Consider the following 16,141-nt stretch of genomic DNA (forward strand, 5'->3'; position numbering starts at 1 on the left):
CGGCGCGGCTCTGGCGTACGATGTGTGCCCATGGGGGAGCTGACCGACTACATCGCGAGTCTCGACGATCCCGAGCAGGGCATCATCGAGCACATCCGGGCGCGAGCGATCACGCTCGTGCCCGAAGCCGTTGAGGGCATGAGCTACGGCATGCCGGCCCTGCGCTACCGCGACTCGCCCCTCGTGAGCGTGATGTCGGCGAAGGGACACATCGGACTGTACCCGTTCAGCCCGGCGGTGGTGGCGGCGGTCTCCGATGAGCTCGACGGCTACTCGTGGTCGAAGGGCACGATCCGGTTCACCCCCGAGCACACGCTGCCCGACGCGCTCGTCGACCGCATCGTGCTGCTCCGCCGCGACGAGATCGACGACGCGAAACGTCGCTGATCGGCCGACGTCGGCCCCGACTCGGCCCGGCTCAGCCCGCCGCGGTCACGCACGCAGCGGCGACGACGAGGTCCTCCCAGCCCATGCCGACGCTCTTGAACACGCGAGGGCGATTCTGATCGACGGATGCCGCGCCGCGCACGATCTCGGCGAGGGGCTCCAGCGCGGCGGCATCCGTCTGCCCCTCGTCGATCGCCATGACGATGTCGCCGGCCTCGCGGAGTGCCGTCGCCACGTCTTCGACGACCACCTGGGAGCGACCGACGAGCTCGCCGTCGAGCTCGCGTCGGTCGCGCTCGTGCGAACCGACGGCGACGACGAACGCGTCATCGCGGACGAGGGCACCGTCGAAGACCGGTTCCGACGCGGTGGTCGCGCACACGACGATCGTGGCGTCGGCGACGGCGTTCCCGGAACCGGCCCTGGCGGCGAAGCCCTCGGTGCGGAGGCGCACGGCGAGCTCCTCGGCGCGCGCGGCCGACCGCCCGGCGACGACGACCTCGGCGAGTTCCCGCACCGCCGCGAGCGCGTGCACGTGACCCCACGCCTGCGGTCCCGAGCCGAAGACGACGACCCTGGCCGGTTCCGACGGTGCGAGGTGACGGGCCGCGACCGCGGAGAGCGCCGGTGTGCGGAGCGTCGTGAGTGCGCTGCCGTCGAGCAGCGCGCGGGGCGTCAGGGTCTCGGCATCGCAGAGCAGGTAGACGGCCTGGACACGCGGGAGGTCGCGTTCGGGGTTCCCGGGTGCGACCGTGAGCAGCTTGACGCCGGCGACCCCCGGGCCCTGCGACGGCATGAGGAGGAACTCGCCGTGCGCCAGCGGCACCGAGATGCGCGCCGGGTCCTCGGCGGGATCGAGCCCGTCGGCGAGCGCCGCCTCGAGCGCGTCGACCGCCGCGGCGAAGCCGGTGGACAGGACTCGGTCAGCGTCGACCCAGGGCAGGCCGACCGTCATGTCCTGTCCACCGATCCCGTCAGCCGATCCGGATCAGCTTCTTGTTCACGAACTCGTCGGCACCGAGGCGGCCCATCTCACGGCCGGTGCCCGATCGCTTCACGCCGCCGAACGGAAGCTCGGCACCGTCCATGAGCACGCCGTTCACGAAGACCATGCCGGCCTCGATCTGGTCGGCAACCCGCATGGCCTGTTCGTCGTCGGTCGTGAACACGTACGATCCGAGTCCGAACGGGATGTCGTTCGCGAGCTGCACCGCTTCGGCCTCGTCCTTCGCGCGATAGACCTGGGCGACCGGGCCGAAGAACTCCTCCTTCGAGGCCGGGTTGTCGGGCGTGACATCGGTCAGCACCGTCGTCTGGAAGAACGCGCCGTCGCGCCGGCCGCCGTGCACGAGCTTGGCGCCGTGCTCCACGGCGCGCTTCACCTGCTCGTCGAGGTTCTCGGCGGCCTTCAGCGACGAGAGCGGCCCGAGCGCGCTGTCTGCCGAGGTGGGGTCGCTGGCCTCGACCTCGGCGAGCTTCGCCGTGAACTTCTCGAGGAACGGCTCGTAGTACTCGTCGACGACGATGAATCGCTTCGCGGCATTGCACGACTGGCCGCTGTTGTCGAGTCGGGCGTCGACCGCGGCCTGCACCGCCGACTCCAGGTCGTTCGTCGAGAGCAGGATGAACGGGTCGGAACCGCCGAGCTCGAGCACGACCTTCTTCAGGTGACGGCCGGCGACCTCGGCGACGGCGGCGCCCGCACGCTCCGAGCCGGTCAACGACACGCCCTGCACGCGCGGATCGGCGATGACCTTCGCGATCTGGTCGTGCGACGCGTAGATGTTGACGTATGCGCCCTCGGGGAAGCCGGCGTCGAGGAAGATCTGCTGCATCGCTGCGGCCGACTCGGGGCACTGCTCGGCGTGCTTCAGCAGGATGGTATTGCCGATGATGAGGTTCGGGCCGGCGAACCGGGCGACCTGGTAGTAGGGGAAGTTCCACGGCATGACGCCGAGGAGCACACCGAGCGACGAGCGACGGATGACCGCCGAGCCCTCGCCGGCGAGGAGCTCGATCGGCTCGTCCTTCAGGAAGTCGGCCGCGTGATCGGCGTAGTACGTGTAGATGTCGGCGGCGAAGTCGACCTCGCTCAGGGCCTGCTCGATCGGCTTGCCCATCTCGCGGACGATGATCTCACCGAGTTCCTGCCGCCGCTCCGAGTGCAACTCGGCGACGCGGCGGACGAGCGCGGCCCGCTGCTCCACGGTGCTCGACTTCGACCACGTGCGGTGCGCCTCATCGGCGGCAGCGATCGCCGCTTCGAGCTCGGCGTCGGTGATCGTCGGGAAGGTCTTGAGTGTCTCTCCGGTAGCCGGATTGACCACGGCGTAGCTCATCGGTCTCCTCTTTCGACGGTGCACGGAACTCGGGACGCGCCAACCGGACGGCGGCGACGGTGCACACCTGCAACCAAGCCTATGCTGCCCCAGGGCGGGCGAGGAATCGACGACGTGGCGGATGCGACGTGCGCGCTGGACGGGATGTACAGGAGGACGGCCTCGCTTGCTGGGTATCGTGGCGAGTGGTCGAGCCGAGGAGGGCGCAATGGGCGAGGGGGTACTCAGCGGCATCCGCATCGCCGACTTCTCTCGGGTGCTCGCGGGCCCGTACGCGACCATGATGCTCGCCGACTTCGGCGCCGACGTGGTGAAGGTCGAACCGCCCGCGGGTGATGAGACCCGGCACTGGTATCCGCCCGTCGACGCGGCCGGCCGCTCCACCTACTTCGGAAGCGTCAACCGGAACAAGCGCTCAGTGGCGCTCGACCTGACGGATGCCGCCGACGTCGCCGAGGCCCGACGGCTCGCCACCACGGCCGACGTGGTCGTCGAGAACTTCCGGCCGGGCGTGATGGAGCGGTTCGGCCTCGGATACGAGGACCTGCGAGCCGAGAACCCCGCCGTCGTCTATTGCTCGATCACGGGATTCGGCACCGGCGAGGGCATCGCGCTCGCGGGCTACGACCTGCTGGTGCAGGCGGTCGGGGGTCTCATGTCGATCACGGGCGACCCCGGCGGCGAGCCCGCCAAGGTCGGCGTCGCGCTCGTCGACGTGCTCACCGGGCAGAACGCCGTCGCCGGTGTGCTGCTCGCCCTGCGCGAACGCGACCGGTCGGGCGTCGGCCAGCGCGTGCAGGTGAACCTCATGCAGAGCCTGCTCTCGGCACTCGTGAACCAGGCGGGCTCCACCCTCGCGACGGGCGTGCCGCCGCCGCGGCTCGGCAATGAGCACCCGAGCATCGCGCCCTATGCCGTGTTCGCGGCATCCGATCGTGATCTCGTGATCGCCGTCGGCAACGACCGGCAGTTCGGGGCGCTCGCCGCGGTGATCGGCCGGCCCGAACTCGCCGACGACGAGCGTTTCGCCACGAACACGATGCGGGTCGCGCACCGGGACGAGTTGCGATCGGAGCTCGAGGCGGCGCTCTCCGGCGCGACCGCCGCCGTGTGGGTCGCCCGATGCCGAACCGCCGGAATTCCGTCGGGGCTCGTCAACGACATCGCCGAGGCGATCGCGTTCGCCGAGTCCCTGGGTCTCGCGCCCGTCGTCGAGGTCGACGGGAGCCGCAGCATCGCCGACCCGATCGCGCTCGGGGTATCGGGCGCCCGCTACCTGCTTCCGCCGCCCGCGCTCGACGAGCATGCGGGCACCGACTGGCTTCCCCGAAAGGACCCCCGATGACCACGCCCCCGCGCATCGACGCCGTGTTCGATCTCGACGCCCTGCTGACGGAGGGGGAGCGCGAGTGGCAGCTCGCGGCCCGCCGCTTCGCCCAGGAGCGCATCGCACCGGTGATCGAGGAGGACTTCGAGCGGGCGCACTTCAGGCGCGAGCTCGTGCCCGAGCTCGGTGAACTCGGGTTCCTCGGCATGCACCTCGACGGCTACGGATGCGCCGGTGCGGGTGCCGTGTCGTACGGGCTCGTGTGCCTCGAACTCGAGGCGGGCGACAGCGGCTGGCGCACCTTCGTGTCGGTGCAGGGATCGCTCGCGATGAGCGCGATCCATAAGTACGGCTCGGAGGAGCAGAAGCAGCAGTGGCTGCCGGGCATGGCCAAGGGTGAGCTGATCGGATGCTTCGCCCTCACCGAGCCGCAGGGCGGCAGCGATCCCGCCGCGATGACCACCACCGCGCGTCGTGACGGCGACGGGTGGGTGCTCGACGGGGTGAAGCGCTGGATCGGACTCGCGTCCCTCGCTGACGTGGCGGTCGTCTGGGCGAAGGTCGTCGACGGCTCGGAGAGTGTCGTGCGCGGGTTCCTCGTGCCGCAATCGACGCCCGGGTTCACGGCGACGCCGATCGAGGGCAAGCTCTCGATGCGCGCCTCGGTGCAGTGCGACATCGACCTCGATGGCGTACGTCTGCCCTCCGACGCGATGCTGCCCGGCGCGAAGGGCCTGTCGGCGCCGTTCGGATGCCTCAACGAGGCACGCTACGGCATCGTGTGGGGCGCCATGGGGGCCGCGCGCTCGTGCCTCGAGGCGGCGCTCGAGCGGTCGACGAGCCGCGAGGTGTTCGGCAAGCCGATCGGCGCCAACCAGCTGATCCAGGCGAAGCTCGCCGACATGCTCGTCGAGGTGGAGAAGGGCATCCTGCTCGCGCTGCACCTCGGCCGGCTCAAGGAGCGAGGCGCCCTCACGCCGGCCCAGATCTCGGTCGGCAAGCTCAACAGCGTGCGCGAGGCGCTCGCCATCGCCCACGAGGCGCGAGCCATCCTCGCGGGCGACGGCATCACGAACGCCTTCCCCGTGATGCGGCACGCGGCGAACCTCGAATCCGTGCGAACGTACGAGGGGACCGACGAGATCCACCAGCTCGTGTTGGGGCGTGCGCTGACGGGGCTCAACGCCTTCTGACCCGACCGACGTCCACCCGCCGATCTTGGGCGGCGCTCACGCGGCTTCGCGGGTTCTGAGTCGACCGACGTCCATCGGCCGGAAGGACGTGTGCTCTTTCGTCCGACTCCTGAAAACAAGGACGCCTTCGAGTGCGAAGAACGTCCTTGTTTTCAGGAGTGTCGGCGGGGTTCAGGAGTGTCCCGCTTCAGGAGGGTCGGCGGATGCCAGGAGGATCGGCGGATGCCAGGGTCGGCGGATCGTGGAATGCAGGCAGCGTCAATTGACGCCCGGAATCACGAGCCAGCCGTTCACGAGCACGAGCCACACGACGAGCACGACGAGGGCTGCGATCGTGATGCCGCGGCCCACGCGGCCGCCGGCGAAGAGCGCGACAACGAGCGCGATGATCGTGACGATGCCGAGCACGAGCGATCCGAACGGGATCGCCGGAAGGAACAGTGAGAGCAGGAACAGCGCAGCCACGACCAGCTCGATCACGCCGATGATGGTCGATCCGCGGCGGGCTCGAAGCCGCAGGACGCCATCGATGAGCGCGAGCGCGCCGCCCACGAGCGCAATGATGAGAAGCCAGGTCAGCGTGATCACAGAGATGTCCTTCTGTTGGTGTCGGGATGCACCGACGCGGGAGGGGACTCCCGCGACGGCGCCAGACTATCGACGGCGGCAGAGGCGGGGTGAAGGGGTGCGATGCGCGGCTCGGGGAGTGTATGCCGCGGCGCGTATGGGCCCCGGGAGCGAATTGGAGCCAGCCGCGGTCTCAGGCGATGCCGCGAATGTCACGGTTCCACGGGGCCGAAACTTCGAGGCTCCGGATGCCGCTGGCGTAGCGTTGTGGCATGCCCGACCGCAGCCCCGGAGTGACGGTTCCGGGGTCGACGGACGCGCTTCGCGAGGTGCCGAGCGGTGTCGGAGCGGCCACGCTCGCGGCGCGGGACGTGACCTCGCGGCGCTGGCTCGCGGTGTTCCGCCTCGGGATCGCGGCGCTCGAGATCGTGGCCATCCTCGGCAACTACGAGTACGTGCTCGGGTTCCGCTCGTTCGCGACGAACAACTTCTTCAGCTACTTCACGGTCCAGTCCGCGATGGCGGCGGTCGTGGTGCTGCTCATCGCCGCGGTGTTCGCGCTGGTCGCGCCGCGGGATCCGGCGTGGCTCGGGATCGTGCGCACGCTCGTCACGGTGTACGTGCTCGTGTCGGGCATCGTGTTCGGCATCATCGTGGCGCAGGCGTCGACGCGCGACTATCGCGTCGACGTGCCGTGGTCGGACACGCTGCTGCACTTCGTCGTTCCCGCGCTCGCCGCCATCGCGTGGACGACCGACAGCGTGATCGCCGTGAACCCCCGGGTGCCGTGGTCCACGGTCGGCTGGACGCTCGTGTACCCGGCAGCGTGGCTCGTCTACACCCTCATTCGCGGTGCCGATGTCGGATGGTACCCGTACTTCTTCCTCGACGAATCGCAGGTGGACGGCTACCTCGGCGTCGCGCTCTACTGTCTCCTGGTGCTCGTGATCTTCCTCGTGCTGACCGGTCTGCTCGTCGTCGTGAACCACGCGCTGGCCAGCCGGAAGGACCGTCTGCGAGCGCGACGCGCTGCGCCGTCGGACGGGTGATCTTCGCGGCATCCGTGCGCTCATTGCCCCCGCTGGCAGGCACGGCGAAGATGGGGTGATGGCCGGAAGCCCGACATGAGCGATCAGCCGCTCGCGTTGCTCGTTCTCGACCTCGTGGGGACGTTCGCGTTCGCACTCAACGGGGCGCTGACGGCACTTCGCGCCGCGCGACTCGACATCGTGGGCGTCGTGACGCTCGGGATGCTCACGGCGCTCGGGGGCGGAATCATCAGGGACACCATGCTGGATGACCTCCCACCGGCTGCCTTCAGCGACTGGCGGTACCTGGCGGTCGCTGCGGCGGGTGCTCTGGTCGCGTACGCCTTCGGCCGAGGACTCGATCGCCTCGCCCTGCCGATCGAGGTGCTCGACGCGGTCGGCCTGAGCGTGTTCGCCGTCGCCGGGGCGAGCAAGGCCATGGCGTTCGGCCTCGGACCCGCGTCGGCGGTGATCCTGGGCGTCGTGACCGCCGTGGGAGGCGGGACGCTGCGAGACGTGGTCGTCGGCAGAGTGCCGCCCTCGGTGATGAGCGAGGGACTCTACGCCATCCCCGCCCTTGCCGGGGCGACGATCACGGTCGGCGGCATCATGATCGGCGCGACCGCCCGGTCGCCGAAACAGCGGTCGAACGCGTCCGTCACGACCGCCGTGGCGTGCGGATCGTTCTCGGTCACCGGGTAGTGGTCGTACAGCTCGAAGCTCGGCGGCTTCGGCGACCCGGAAGCGGCGCACTCGCCCTCGACGGTGCGGCGGATCGCCGCCATGATCGTGGTTCGCGTCGCCTCGCTGAACGTGCGGACGTTCAGCTCGATCACCGCGTAGTCGCTGATGATGTTGCTCTTCGAGCCCGCCGCGATGCGACCGACGGTCAGCACCGCGAACTCGCCCGGGGCGACCTCGCGGGCCACGATCGCCTGCAGGCGCACGACGATCATCGAGGCGAGCACGACGGGGTCCACCGAGAGCTGCGGCGCGGAGCCGTGGCTGCCGCGGCCCCACACCGTCACGCGAAGGCTGTCGCCGCTTGAGAGGAACGCGCCCGCCCTCGTGCCCACCGTCCCGGCCGGAAATGGCAGCACGTGCTGGGCGAGTGCGACATCGGGTCGAGGGATCAGCTCATGCAGTCCGGCCCGCAACATCACCTCGGCGCCGTCTGCGAGCTCCTCCGCCGGCTGGAACAGGGCGACGAACGTCCCTCGCCATGCATCCGTCCGCGACGCCAGCAGCCGCGCGGCGCCGAGCAGGCAGGCGACATGCACGTCATGCCCGCAGGCGTGCATGACCGGCACATGGTTGCCGTCTCGGTCGCGGGCCCGCTCGGTGCTCGCGTACGGCAGCCCGGTCGCCTCGGCGACGGGCAATGCGTCCATATCGGCGCGCATGAGCACGACCGGTCCGTCGCCGTTCGCCAGGATGCCGACCACGCCGGTAAAACCGACCTGCTCGTGCACCTCGAAGCCAGCCTCCTGCAGGACCGCCACGACCGTGGCGGCAGTCCGGATCTCCTGGTGCCCGAGCTCGGGATGACGGTGCAGGTTCGTGTAGAGCTCCTCCTGCCAGCCCTGCATCTCCGCCTGGCCGGCCAGCACGGCGACGGCGGCGTCATTCCGCATCATCGCTCTCTCCGTCCTGAGTCGTATCGGTCGCGTAGGGGACGAGCCCGACGAGCACGGCCGCCCGGAATTCGTCGTCGTCGAGTGCCTCGAGTCGTTCTGCCGCGGCGGCGGCGATGAGGCCCATCAACACGGGCGCCGCCCCCGAGGCCGCCCCCACGTCGAACCAGACACCGACGTCTGGTGTCGCGCCGACGAGGGTGAGCACGTTCGCTTCGGACCCACTCGAGCGGCCCGACCGCCAGAACGGCTCCTCGAACTGGAGCCAGACGGTATCGAGGCTTCCGACGCCGATCGTCGAGATGGCTCGCTGGTGGAGGAGGGGCAGGGCGGGAGAGAACCGCACCATGTCGGTCTTCAGCACCCCGAGCGGCAGGGCGATGATCACCCGGTCGGCGGTGAGGGACTCGCCCGCCTCGAGACGCAGGCTCACGCGATCCTCGTTGTACGCGACGCGGACCACCGTGCTCGAGACGCCGATGTCGAGAGACTCCGCCAGCGCCTCGATGTAGTCGGCCATGCGTCCGGTGACGACGTCGACGGGTTCGAGGAACTGCCCCGGGTCGATTCCGGATGCCGCGAGCATCGCGGTCGTCGCTCCGGTCGCGGGTTGCACGCCGCTCACGATCGTGTGGATCAACCAGTCCGCCGGACTGACGCCCGATGCGTCGGCGGTTGTCGGCAGTGGGACGGCGCCCGATCCGACGAGGGCCGAGGCGAGCGATTCGGGACTCGGCTGGGTGGCCGCCCAGCGCTGCGCCTCGGCGATGGCCCGGCGACCGACGTCCGACACCGGCACGGATGCTCCATCGAGTGTGCGGGCCTCGACGACCGGGTCGAAGGGGCGACGGTCGACGGATGCCTCGGCCAGGTCGGCCTCGAGGGCGCCGCTCGCCGTGAGGAACACGCCGCCGAGCTCGACCGGGATGTCGAAGTCATCGGCGTCGGCCGACTGGATGCGTCCGCCGACGCGGTCGCGTGCCTCGATCACGACCACCTCGAAGCCCGCATCCACGAGCGTGCGCGCGGCAGTGAGTCCGGCGAGGCCGGCTCCGACGACGGCCACGCGCTCGCCGGGCTCGCCGAGACGGACGATGTCGGCGGCGGCGCGCAGGCCCGACGCCCGGGCGCCCTGCCACGTGCCCGCGGCATCCGTCGACGTCGCCTCACCGGCGAAGACCAGTCGCTCGCCGACCGGCTCCGCGAGCGTCGCGCGGAGCTCCTCGGTGGCACCCACGGAGTCGAACGAGAATGCGCCGCGGGAGTACGGGTCGACTCCCCATCGGGAACGACGCATGGCGGTCGGCTGCGGAACGCCCGGCGTGGGTGGCGGGCTCGGGGTCGGGCTCGACGTGGTCGGTGGCGTCGGCGGCGAGGACGTCGGACTCGGCCGCCGCTCAGTCGGGAAGCAGCTCGCGAGGGTGGCGGCTGCGATGCCCGAGAGCGACGCGGCGAGGAAGGTCCGACGGGCCATTCCGTCGGGCACTCCCCGTGCGTCCATGTCTTTCAGGCTAGCTGTTCACACCGACCCGATTCCGCAGGGGTTGTGGGTAACGGTCCGGCCGCGCCGGCTCCGACGCCCGCCACGGTGCTACCGAGAATCCCGCTCTACTTGCTATTGACAAGTTCACTTGCAAAGAGCAAGCTAGTGCTCGGAACCGAACACACCCATGACACAGGAGACAACGATGACCACGAGCATCTTCGTGAACTTCCCCACGACCGACCTCGACCGCTCCAAGGCGTTCTACGAGGCGCTGGGCTTCAGCATCAACCCGCTGTTCACCGACGAGAACGCCGCGTGCGTCGTGCTCGGCGACAACATCTACTTCATGGTGCTCACGCGCGAGTACCTCGGCACCTTCACCGACAAGCAGATCATCGACACGAAGACCCAGGCCCAGATGTCCATCGCACTCAGCCGCGACTCGCGCGAAGCGGTCGACGAGGTGCTCGCCAAGGGCCTCGCTGCGGGCGGCACCGAGCCGCGAGAGGCGCAGGACTACGGCTTCATGTACTCGCGCGACCTCGAAGACCCCGACGGCAACATCCTCGGGTTCCTCTACATGGAGCCTGCGGCCGCCGAGCAGGGCCCAGAGGCCTACATGGCCGAGCAGGGCGCGAACGCCCCCGCGACCTCGGCCTGATCAGGCCCACTGCATGGCGATTCGCGCCGGTCGTGGCCTCGGCCAGTACAGTGGCGTGGCTCGGGCCCTCGAGCGGGTCGGGGAGCGATGGGCATTGCTCATCGTCCGCGACCTGCTCGCCGGCCCGCGCCGGTACAGCGACCTCAAGTCCGGGCTCCCGCGCATCCCCACCAACATCCTCAGCGACCGATTGAAGGAACTCCAGGAGTCCGGCGTCGTGCGCCGGGTGCCGACGGTTCGCGGCGGCTACGAGCTCACCGCGTTCGGCCGGGGACTCGAGCCTGTCGTGGTCGCCCTCGAGCGGTGGGGGTGGTCGGCGCTCGGCGACCTCGCCGAGGGTGAGGTGCTCACCGCCGACGCCCTGGCCATGGCGCTGCGCGCCGCATTCCGAGCGGATGCCGCGGCCGAGCTGCCGCCGACCGAATACGTGCTGCACGTCGCCGACATGTCGGTCTCGGCGCTCGTCGTCGGCCGTGGCCTCGACGTGGTGCCGGTCGGACCCGGCGCCCTGCCGCAGCCGCGACGATCGGTGCCCGACGTCGCGCCCGAGGCCGTGCTCGAACTCGCGGTCGAGCCCTCGGGGTTCCGTGACCTCCTCACCGGACTGCCGGGGGCCGTCGCCGTGAAGGGTCCGCCGCACGGCGTCACCATCCTCGATGGCGGCAGCGCGCTGCTCGAGCGTTTCCGGCTGACGTTCCGGATCGAGCCGGTGGCGCCGCCGGCCGGCGTCACCGATGCCGATGCGACCGGCGACGCGGCATCCGTGGCCTGAGCCACGGGCCCTCGCAAACCCCGCCGACGCTCAGACCACAGCCAGCGGCTCGTGCGGTTCCGCAGGAAGCTCGACGCTCAGGTGGTCACCCGCACGCACGACGCCGCCCTCGACCACGACGGCCATCACGCCGGCGCGGCGGTGCGTACCGGCTGCGTCTCGGCGAATCATTCGGCGTATGAGCCCGGGCTGGAACCGCTCGATCTGCACGCAGGGGTTCCGCAACCCGGTGAGCTCCACTTCGGCGGCGTCGCCGATCCGGATGCGGGTGCCGCGCGGCAGGGCGAGCAGGTCGATGCCATCGGTGGTCACGTTCTCGCCGAGCTCTCCGGGTGCGACCTCGTAGCCCTCGACGGCGAGCTCGCGGAACAGCTCGCGCTGGATCAGGTGCACCTGACGGAGGTTCGGCTCCGTCCACGTGCCACGGAAGCGGGAGCGCCTGCGCACGGTGGCGCCCGCGTGGGCATCGCCCTCGATGCCGACGCCCTCGATGAGGCGGACCTCGTCGCGCAGGGGCTTGGAGAACCGGTGGCCCTCGTCTCGGGCCACCGCCACGACGGAGGGATGCGGGCTGCCGCTGGCGTTCACGGCGAGACGTACACCTTCCGGAGCGTCTGCCGCACGGTCCAGAGCGTGCGCATGCCCGCATCGAGGCGCACGACCGAACCCGGTGCGAGAACGATCTCGGCCATCGTTGGGTGCTCGAACTCGACCGTCGCAGCGCCGGCGAGCACGACGAACACCTCGTCGTCCTCGACGTCGCGCATCGCACCCGGCGTCATCTCCCACACGCCGATCGTTCTGCCGTGGCTGTCGTCGAGCACGAGGTGGCCCGTGGTCGGTGCGCCGGCGACGATCTGATCGGCCTCCACCGGCACGTGTTCGAGTTCGACGGATGCCGCGGTCACGAGCGTTCCCGCCGGCATCCGGATCTCGTCGACTCCGTCGCCCATCCTCGTCCCTCCGTTCATGAATCGAAGCCCAGGCCGAGCGCGTCCAGGGTCTTCAGCAGCAGGTTGCGGCGGCCCCGATCGTGGTCGGCGCGGTCGAGCGACCACCGCGTGGCGTTGATCCCGATCGCCGCGGCCGGCTCGGGCGGGAACGGCAGTGGCCGCTCGCGCACCATACGCAGCCCCGTGCGTTCGTTGTCGCGTAGTTCGAGCTGATCGAGCATGACCTGCGCGGCGAACCGGGTGGCTGCGACGCCGAGCCCGGTGAACCCCGCCGCGTACGCGACCCGGTCGTCTCGTGCTGTGCCGTAGTACGCGCAGAACCTCGTGCTCGTGTCGATCACGCCCGCCCATCGGTGGGTGAACCGGAGCCCCTCGAGCTGCGGGAACGTCGTGAAGAAGTGCGAGGCGAGCCGCTCGAACGACTCGGGCCGTCGTTCGTACTCGGTGCGCACCCGACCGCCGTAGTTGTAGATCGCGTCGTACCCGCCGAACAGGATCCGGTTGTCGCGACTCAGCCGGTAGTAGTGGAACTGGTTCGCGAGGTCGCTGATGCCCTGTCGGTTCGACCAGCCGATATCGGCGAGCTGTTCGGCGCTGAGCGGCTCCGTCATGAGCACGTAGTCGTAGACGGGAACGGTCATCAGGCGGTTGCGCTTCAGCAGGCTCGGAAACGCGTTCGTGGCGAGCACGGCGTGACGCGCGTTCACGCGACCGCCGTCGGTCACCAGCGTCACCGCTCCGGTGGAGCCCGGGGTCTCGAGCCGCCGCACGGGGGAGCGCTCGTGGATCTCGACGCCGAGTTCCTCCGCGACCCTCGCGAGTTCTACCGCGAGCTTCCCTGGATGCAGGAGCGCACTCGTGCGCGTCTCCCACACGGCCCCGAGGTAGGTCGGCGACGCCACCTCCGCCCGAACCGCGGCTTCGTCGAGCAGCCGGATCGTGCCATCGCCGCGTTGCGCGGCATCCGCGGCGACCTCGTGCAGCCACTCGACCTGGTGCGGCTCGGTCGCCACTGCGAGGGCACCGTTGCGTTCGAACTCGAAGTCCATGCCGAGCTCGGACTCGGCCGCCTCGATCGCGTCGAGGTTCTCGAGCCCGAGACGGTCGAGCGTGTCGAGCTCCTCGGGCCAGCGTGCGAGTCCGTTCTCGCGGCCGTGCGTGAGGCTGGCCTCGCAGAAGCCGCCGTTGCGTCCGGATGCCGCCCAGCCGATGCGCTTCGCCTCGAGCAGCACGACGTGCGCGTCTGGGTTTCGCTGCTTCGCGAGCACCGCCGTCCAGAGGCCGGTGTAGCCACCGCCCACGATGGCGAGTTGCGCGACGCGCTCGCCGGAGAGAGCCGGTCGCTCGGGCATCGCGGCGGCCGGCAGGTCGTCGAGCCAGAAGACCCGCTGCCGGGTGTCGGCGAGCGAGTGCGAGACGACGGATGCCGGCGGTCGGCGTCGTTCGAAGACGGTGGTTCCCACGGCGATCACTCCAGGCGGTCGGGGTGCCACCATCCTCTCCCGGGTGCGACCGAGTCGCCACCTCCGGCGTGTCGAAGCGCGCCGCCGCCCGTGGATGCACTGGCGTATCGAGACGTTGGGGGCGCTGGTCGTCGAGTAGCCGGCGCAGCAGGCGTATCGAGACGTGGGGGCGGGCGCTGGTCGTCGAGTAGCCGGCGCAGCAGGCGTATCGAGACGTTGGGGGCGCTGGTCGTCGAGTAGCCGGCGCAGCAGGCGTATCGAGACGTGGGGTCGGGTCTCGATACGCGTCGCGCTTCGCGCGGCGCTACTCGACCACCGTTGGGCGCGCTGGTCGTCGAGTAGCCGGCGCAGCTGGCGTATCGAGACGTTGGGTCGGGTCTCGATACGCGTCGCGCTTCGCGCGGCGCTACTCGACCACCGGGGGTCGCGCTTCGCGCGGCGCTACTCGACCACCGTTGGGGGCGGGCGCTGGTCGTCGAGTAGCCGGCGCAGCAGGAGTATCGAGACGTTGGGGCGGGGTCTCGATACGCGTCGCGCTTCGCGCGGCGCTACTCGACCACCGTTGGGGGCGGGCGCTGGGTCGGGTCTCGATACGCGTCGCGCTTCGCGCGGCGCTACTCGACCACCGAGAGGGGGTGCGGTGGGTCAGGTCTCGATACGCGTCGCGCTTCGCGCGGCGCTACTCGACCACCGGGGGCGCGCTTCGCGCGGCGCTACTCGACCACCGGGGTCGCGCTTTGCGCGGCGCTACTCGACCACCGTTGGGGACGGGCTGCGCGCGACGCTACTCGGCCGCCGGGGCGTGGGCCTCGAGGAACTGGAACACCTCGGTCTGGTCGACGCCCGGGAAGGTGCCCGTCGGCAGGGCCGCGAGCAGCGAGGTGGGCGTTCGCGCGGCCGGCCACGAGGCATCCGCCCACTTCTCGGACAGCGACGACGGCGGCCGGCGGCAGCACGACTCGTCGGGGCAGGTGGAGACCGCACGATGCGGCGTCTCGCGACCGCGGAACCACTTCACGTGCTCGAACGGCACGCCGACCGACACCGAGTACTCGCCCTCCTTGGCCTTCTCGATGCGCGACGTGCACCAGAACGTGCCCGAGGTCGTGTCGGTGTACTGGTACCAGGGACTGAAGCGGTCCTCCACGTCGAAGACGGTGCGAGCGGTCCAGTTGCGGCAGACCGTCGTGCCCTCCACCGCCCCGAGCGCATCGGACGGGAACTTCACCTTGTCGTTCTCGTACGCCTTGATGATCGTGCCCGACTCGTGCACCTTCATGAAGTGCACCGGGATGTCGAGGCGCGCCGTCGCCAGGTTCGTGAACCGGTGCGCCGCGGTCTCGTACGAGACGGCGAACGCGTCGCGCAGTTCCTCCATCGAGATGCGGCGCAGGTTCTTCGCCTCGGTGAGGAAGCGCACGGCCGCCTGCTCGGGCAGCAGGATCGCGGCCGTGAGGTAATTCGTCTCGATGCGCTGGCGGAGGAAGTCCGCGTATCCACGTGGCTCCTCGTGACCGAGGAGGTGGCTCGCGAGCGCCTGCAGGATCGGCGAACGGGAATCGCGCGACGGCGACTGCTGCGTGGGCAGGTAGACGCGCCCGTTGCGCTTGTCGGTCACCGAGCGGGTGGAGTGCGGCAGGTCGCCCACGTAGTGCAGCGAGTAGCCGAGGTGCGAGGCCATGTCGGCGACGAGCTGGTGCGACACCGGGCCGCCGGTGTGCCCGACGGCCTCGAGCAGCTCGGCCGCCTTCGCCTCGAGCTCGGGGTAGAAGTTGTCGCGAGCCCGCATCTCGGCACGGAGCTGGGCGTTGGCGCGTCGTGCCTCCTCGGGGGTGGCCGCCCGTTCGCGGTGCAGCCGGTCGATCTCGTTGTGCAGGGCGAGGATCGTCTGCAGCGTCTGGTCGCTCATCGTCTTCGCCACCCGGAACGGCTCGAGCCCCAGCGCCTCGAAGACCGGCCCGCGCTGTGCCCGCTCGACCGCGATCTCGAGCGCCGCGCGCTCCGACGGGGCGTCCGCCCGAAGGAGGTCATCGATCGTCGTGCCCAGGGCGAGCGCGATCGTGCGCAGCATCGACAGCCGGGGTTCGCGTTTGCCGTTCTCGATCGCCGACACCTGCGACGGTGCCCGGTCGATCGCTGTCGCGAGTTCGCCGAGGGTCATGCCGACCGCCGTGCGCCGCTCGCGGATGCGGCGGCCGAGGGTCAGCGCGTCGACCTCCTCCACCTCGCCTGCGGGCTCGGCTGCGGCGGCTGCGGGAGCCGGGCGAGGGAGAGGATCGGCGATGACCATGCCTCGATGCTCACATGAGCATTGGGATGACGCAAACAGAA

The 16,141-nt window shown here is 70.3% G+C and carries 15 protein-coding genes and 1 pseudogene; 7 read left to right on the forward strand and 9 right to left on the reverse strand.

All coding sequences use genetic code 11. The features are described from left to right. Positions 1–30: 30 nt before the first annotated feature. On the forward strand, positions 31–387 hold the full coding sequence (locus tag HUS56_RS08335; RefSeq protein ID WP_173922951.1) for an iron chaperone: 357 nt from the start codon (positions 31–33) through the stop codon (positions 385–387). Positions 388–418: 31 nt separating this feature from the next. Here HUS56_RS08335 and HUS56_RS08340 read toward each other — a convergent pair whose 3' ends face one another. Both HUS56_RS08340 and HUS56_RS08345 read right to left on the reverse strand, forming a co-directional pair. Then, entirely contained in the window at positions 419–1,342 is a 924-nt protein-coding gene (locus HUS56_RS08340) for an ornithine cyclodeaminase family protein (protein WP_173922952.1), read from the reverse strand. A gap of 19 nt (positions 1,343–1,361) precedes the next feature. Then, positions 1,362–2,726, reverse strand: a complete 1,365-nt coding sequence (locus tag HUS56_RS08345; protein WP_173922953.1) for an NAD-dependent succinate-semialdehyde dehydrogenase — start codon at positions 2,724–2,726, stop codon at positions 1,362–1,364. Positions 2,727–2,934: 208 nt separating this feature from the next. Between HUS56_RS08345 and HUS56_RS08350 the strand changes: the two genes are divergently transcribed. Together HUS56_RS08350 and HUS56_RS08355 are read left to right on the forward strand one after the other, a co-directional pair. Beyond that, entirely contained in the window at positions 2,935–4,071 is a 1,137-nt protein-coding gene (locus HUS56_RS08350) for a CaiB/BaiF CoA-transferase family protein (protein WP_173922954.1), read from the forward strand. Next, the gene (locus HUS56_RS08355) at positions 4,068–5,246 is read left to right on the forward strand and encodes an acyl-CoA dehydrogenase family protein (RefSeq protein WP_173922955.1); all 1,179 of its coding nucleotides are present in this window, start codon (positions 4,068–4,070) and stop codon (positions 5,244–5,246) included. Before HUS56_RS08350 ends, HUS56_RS08355 begins: the two co-directional genes overlap by 4 nt. A gap of 258 nt (positions 5,247–5,504) precedes the next feature. Here the strand turns inward: HUS56_RS08355 and HUS56_RS08360 are convergent, their stop codons facing one another. Continuing rightward, positions 5,505–5,834 (reverse strand): hypothetical protein, encoded by a 330-nt coding sequence (locus HUS56_RS08360; protein ID WP_173922956.1) that lies wholly within the window; start codon positions 5,832–5,834, stop codon positions 5,505–5,507. A gap of 251 nt (positions 5,835–6,085) precedes the next feature. On the opposite strand from HUS56_RS08360, the gene HUS56_RS08365 reads away from it, so the two are divergent. Beyond that, a complete protein-coding gene (locus HUS56_RS08365) occupies positions 6,086–6,862 on the forward strand; it encodes a Pr6Pr family membrane protein (RefSeq protein WP_173922957.1) in 777 nt (258 codons plus the stop codon). Between the two features lie 75 nt (positions 6,863–6,937). After that, positions 6,938–7,381: pseudogene (locus HUS56_RS17265) on the forward strand (trimeric intracellular cation channel family protein); the annotation flags it as partial. A gap of 20 nt (positions 7,382–7,401) precedes the next feature. Here the strand turns inward: HUS56_RS17265 and HUS56_RS08375 are convergent. Together HUS56_RS08375 and HUS56_RS08380 are read right to left on the reverse strand one after the other, a co-directional pair. Further along, positions 7,402–8,478 carry an amidohydrolase gene (locus HUS56_RS08375; protein WP_173922958.1) on the reverse strand — a complete coding sequence of 359 codons (1,077 nt, stop codon included), beginning with the start codon at positions 8,476–8,478 and terminating at the stop codon, positions 7,402–7,404. Next, the gene (locus HUS56_RS08380; RefSeq protein ID WP_173922959.1) at positions 8,465–9,976 is read right to left on the reverse strand and encodes an FAD-dependent oxidoreductase; all 1,512 of its coding nucleotides are present in this window, start codon (positions 9,974–9,976) and stop codon (positions 8,465–8,467) included. The genes HUS56_RS08375 and HUS56_RS08380 overlap by 14 nt, the downstream gene beginning before the upstream one ends. Positions 9,977–10,163: 187 nt before the next feature. Between HUS56_RS08380 and HUS56_RS08385 the strand changes: the two genes are divergently transcribed. Together HUS56_RS08385 and HUS56_RS08390 are read left to right on the forward strand one after the other, a co-directional pair. After that, positions 10,164–10,622, forward strand: coding sequence for a VOC family protein (locus HUS56_RS08385; RefSeq protein ID WP_173922960.1), 459 nt, complete (start codon positions 10,164–10,166; stop codon positions 10,620–10,622). A 13-nt stretch (positions 10,623–10,635) separates the two neighbouring features. Then, entirely contained in the window at positions 10,636–11,394 is a 759-nt protein-coding gene (locus tag HUS56_RS08390) for a helix-turn-helix domain-containing protein (protein ID WP_173922961.1), read from the forward strand. A 30-nt stretch (positions 11,395–11,424) separates the two neighbouring features. On the opposite strand, the gene HUS56_RS08395 is transcribed toward HUS56_RS08390, so the two are convergent. The 4 genes from HUS56_RS08395 to HUS56_RS08410 all read right to left on the reverse strand — a co-directional run bounded on the left by HUS56_RS08395 (position 11,425) and on the right by HUS56_RS08410 (position 16,100). After that, the gene (locus HUS56_RS08395; RefSeq protein WP_173922962.1) at positions 11,425–11,982 is read right to left on the reverse strand and encodes an MOSC domain-containing protein; all 558 of its coding nucleotides are present in this window, start codon (positions 11,980–11,982) and stop codon (positions 11,425–11,427) included. After that, on the reverse strand, positions 11,979–12,347 hold the full coding sequence (locus HUS56_RS08400; RefSeq protein WP_254431361.1) for a cupin domain-containing protein: 369 nt from the start codon (positions 12,345–12,347) through the stop codon (positions 11,979–11,981). Before HUS56_RS08400 ends, HUS56_RS08395 begins: the two co-directional genes overlap by 4 nt. A gap of 14 nt (positions 12,348–12,361) precedes the next feature. Further along, a complete protein-coding gene (locus HUS56_RS08405) occupies positions 12,362–13,810 on the reverse strand; it encodes an FAD-binding oxidoreductase (RefSeq protein WP_173922963.1) in 1,449 nt (482 codons plus the stop codon). Positions 13,811–14,594: 784 nt separating this feature from the next. Continuing rightward, positions 14,595–16,100, reverse strand: coding sequence for a helix-turn-helix transcriptional regulator (locus tag HUS56_RS08410; RefSeq protein ID WP_173922964.1), 1,506 nt, complete (start codon positions 16,098–16,100; stop codon positions 14,595–14,597). Positions 16,101–16,141 lie beyond the last annotated feature (41 nt).

The sequence above is a fragment of the Agromyces sp. Marseille-P2726 genome (genome assembly GCF_902809835.1).
Lineage (GTDB): Bacteria > Actinomycetota > Actinomycetes > Actinomycetales > Microbacteriaceae > Agromyces.

Excerpts from the sequence above, each read along its gene's own strand:
- HUS56_RS08375 (WP_173922958.1), bottom strand. The coding sequence starts at position 8,478 with ATGATGCGGAATGACGCCGCCGTCGCCGTGCTGGCCGGCCAGGCGGAG.
- HUS56_RS08400 (WP_254431361.1), bottom strand. The coding sequence starts at position 12,347 with ATGGGCGACGGAGTCGACGAGATCCGGATGCCGGCGGGAACGCTCGTG.
- HUS56_RS08390 (WP_173922961.1), top strand. The coding sequence starts at position 10,636 with ATGGCGATTCGCGCCGGTCGTGGCCTCGGCCAGTACAGTGGCGTGGCT.
- HUS56_RS08355 (WP_173922955.1), top strand. The coding sequence starts at position 4,068 with ATGACCACGCCCCCGCGCATCGACGCCGTGTTCGATCTCGACGCCCTG.
- HUS56_RS08350 (WP_173922954.1), top strand. The coding sequence starts at position 2,935 with ATGGGCGAGGGGGTACTCAGCGGCATCCGCATCGCCGACTTCTCTCGG.
- HUS56_RS08410 (WP_173922964.1), bottom strand. The coding sequence starts at position 16,100 with ATGGTCATCGCCGATCCTCTCCCTCGCCCGGCTCCCGCAGCCGCCGCA.
- HUS56_RS08365 (WP_173922957.1), top strand. The coding sequence starts at position 6,086 with ATGCCCGACCGCAGCCCCGGAGTGACGGTTCCGGGGTCGACGGACGCG.
- HUS56_RS08335 (WP_173922951.1), top strand. The coding sequence starts at position 31 with ATGGGGGAGCTGACCGACTACATCGCGAGTCTCGACGATCCCGAGCAG.
- HUS56_RS08345 (WP_173922953.1), bottom strand. The coding sequence starts at position 2,726 with ATGAGCTACGCCGTGGTCAATCCGGCTACCGGAGAGACACTCAAGACC.
- HUS56_RS08385 (WP_173922960.1), top strand. The coding sequence starts at position 10,164 with ATGACCACGAGCATCTTCGTGAACTTCCCCACGACCGACCTCGACCGC.
- HUS56_RS08340 (WP_173922952.1), bottom strand. The coding sequence starts at position 1,342 with ATGACGGTCGGCCTGCCCTGGGTCGACGCTGACCGAGTCCTGTCCACC.
- HUS56_RS08380 (WP_173922959.1), bottom strand. The coding sequence starts at position 9,976 with ATGGACGCACGGGGAGTGCCCGACGGAATGGCCCGTCGGACCTTCCTC.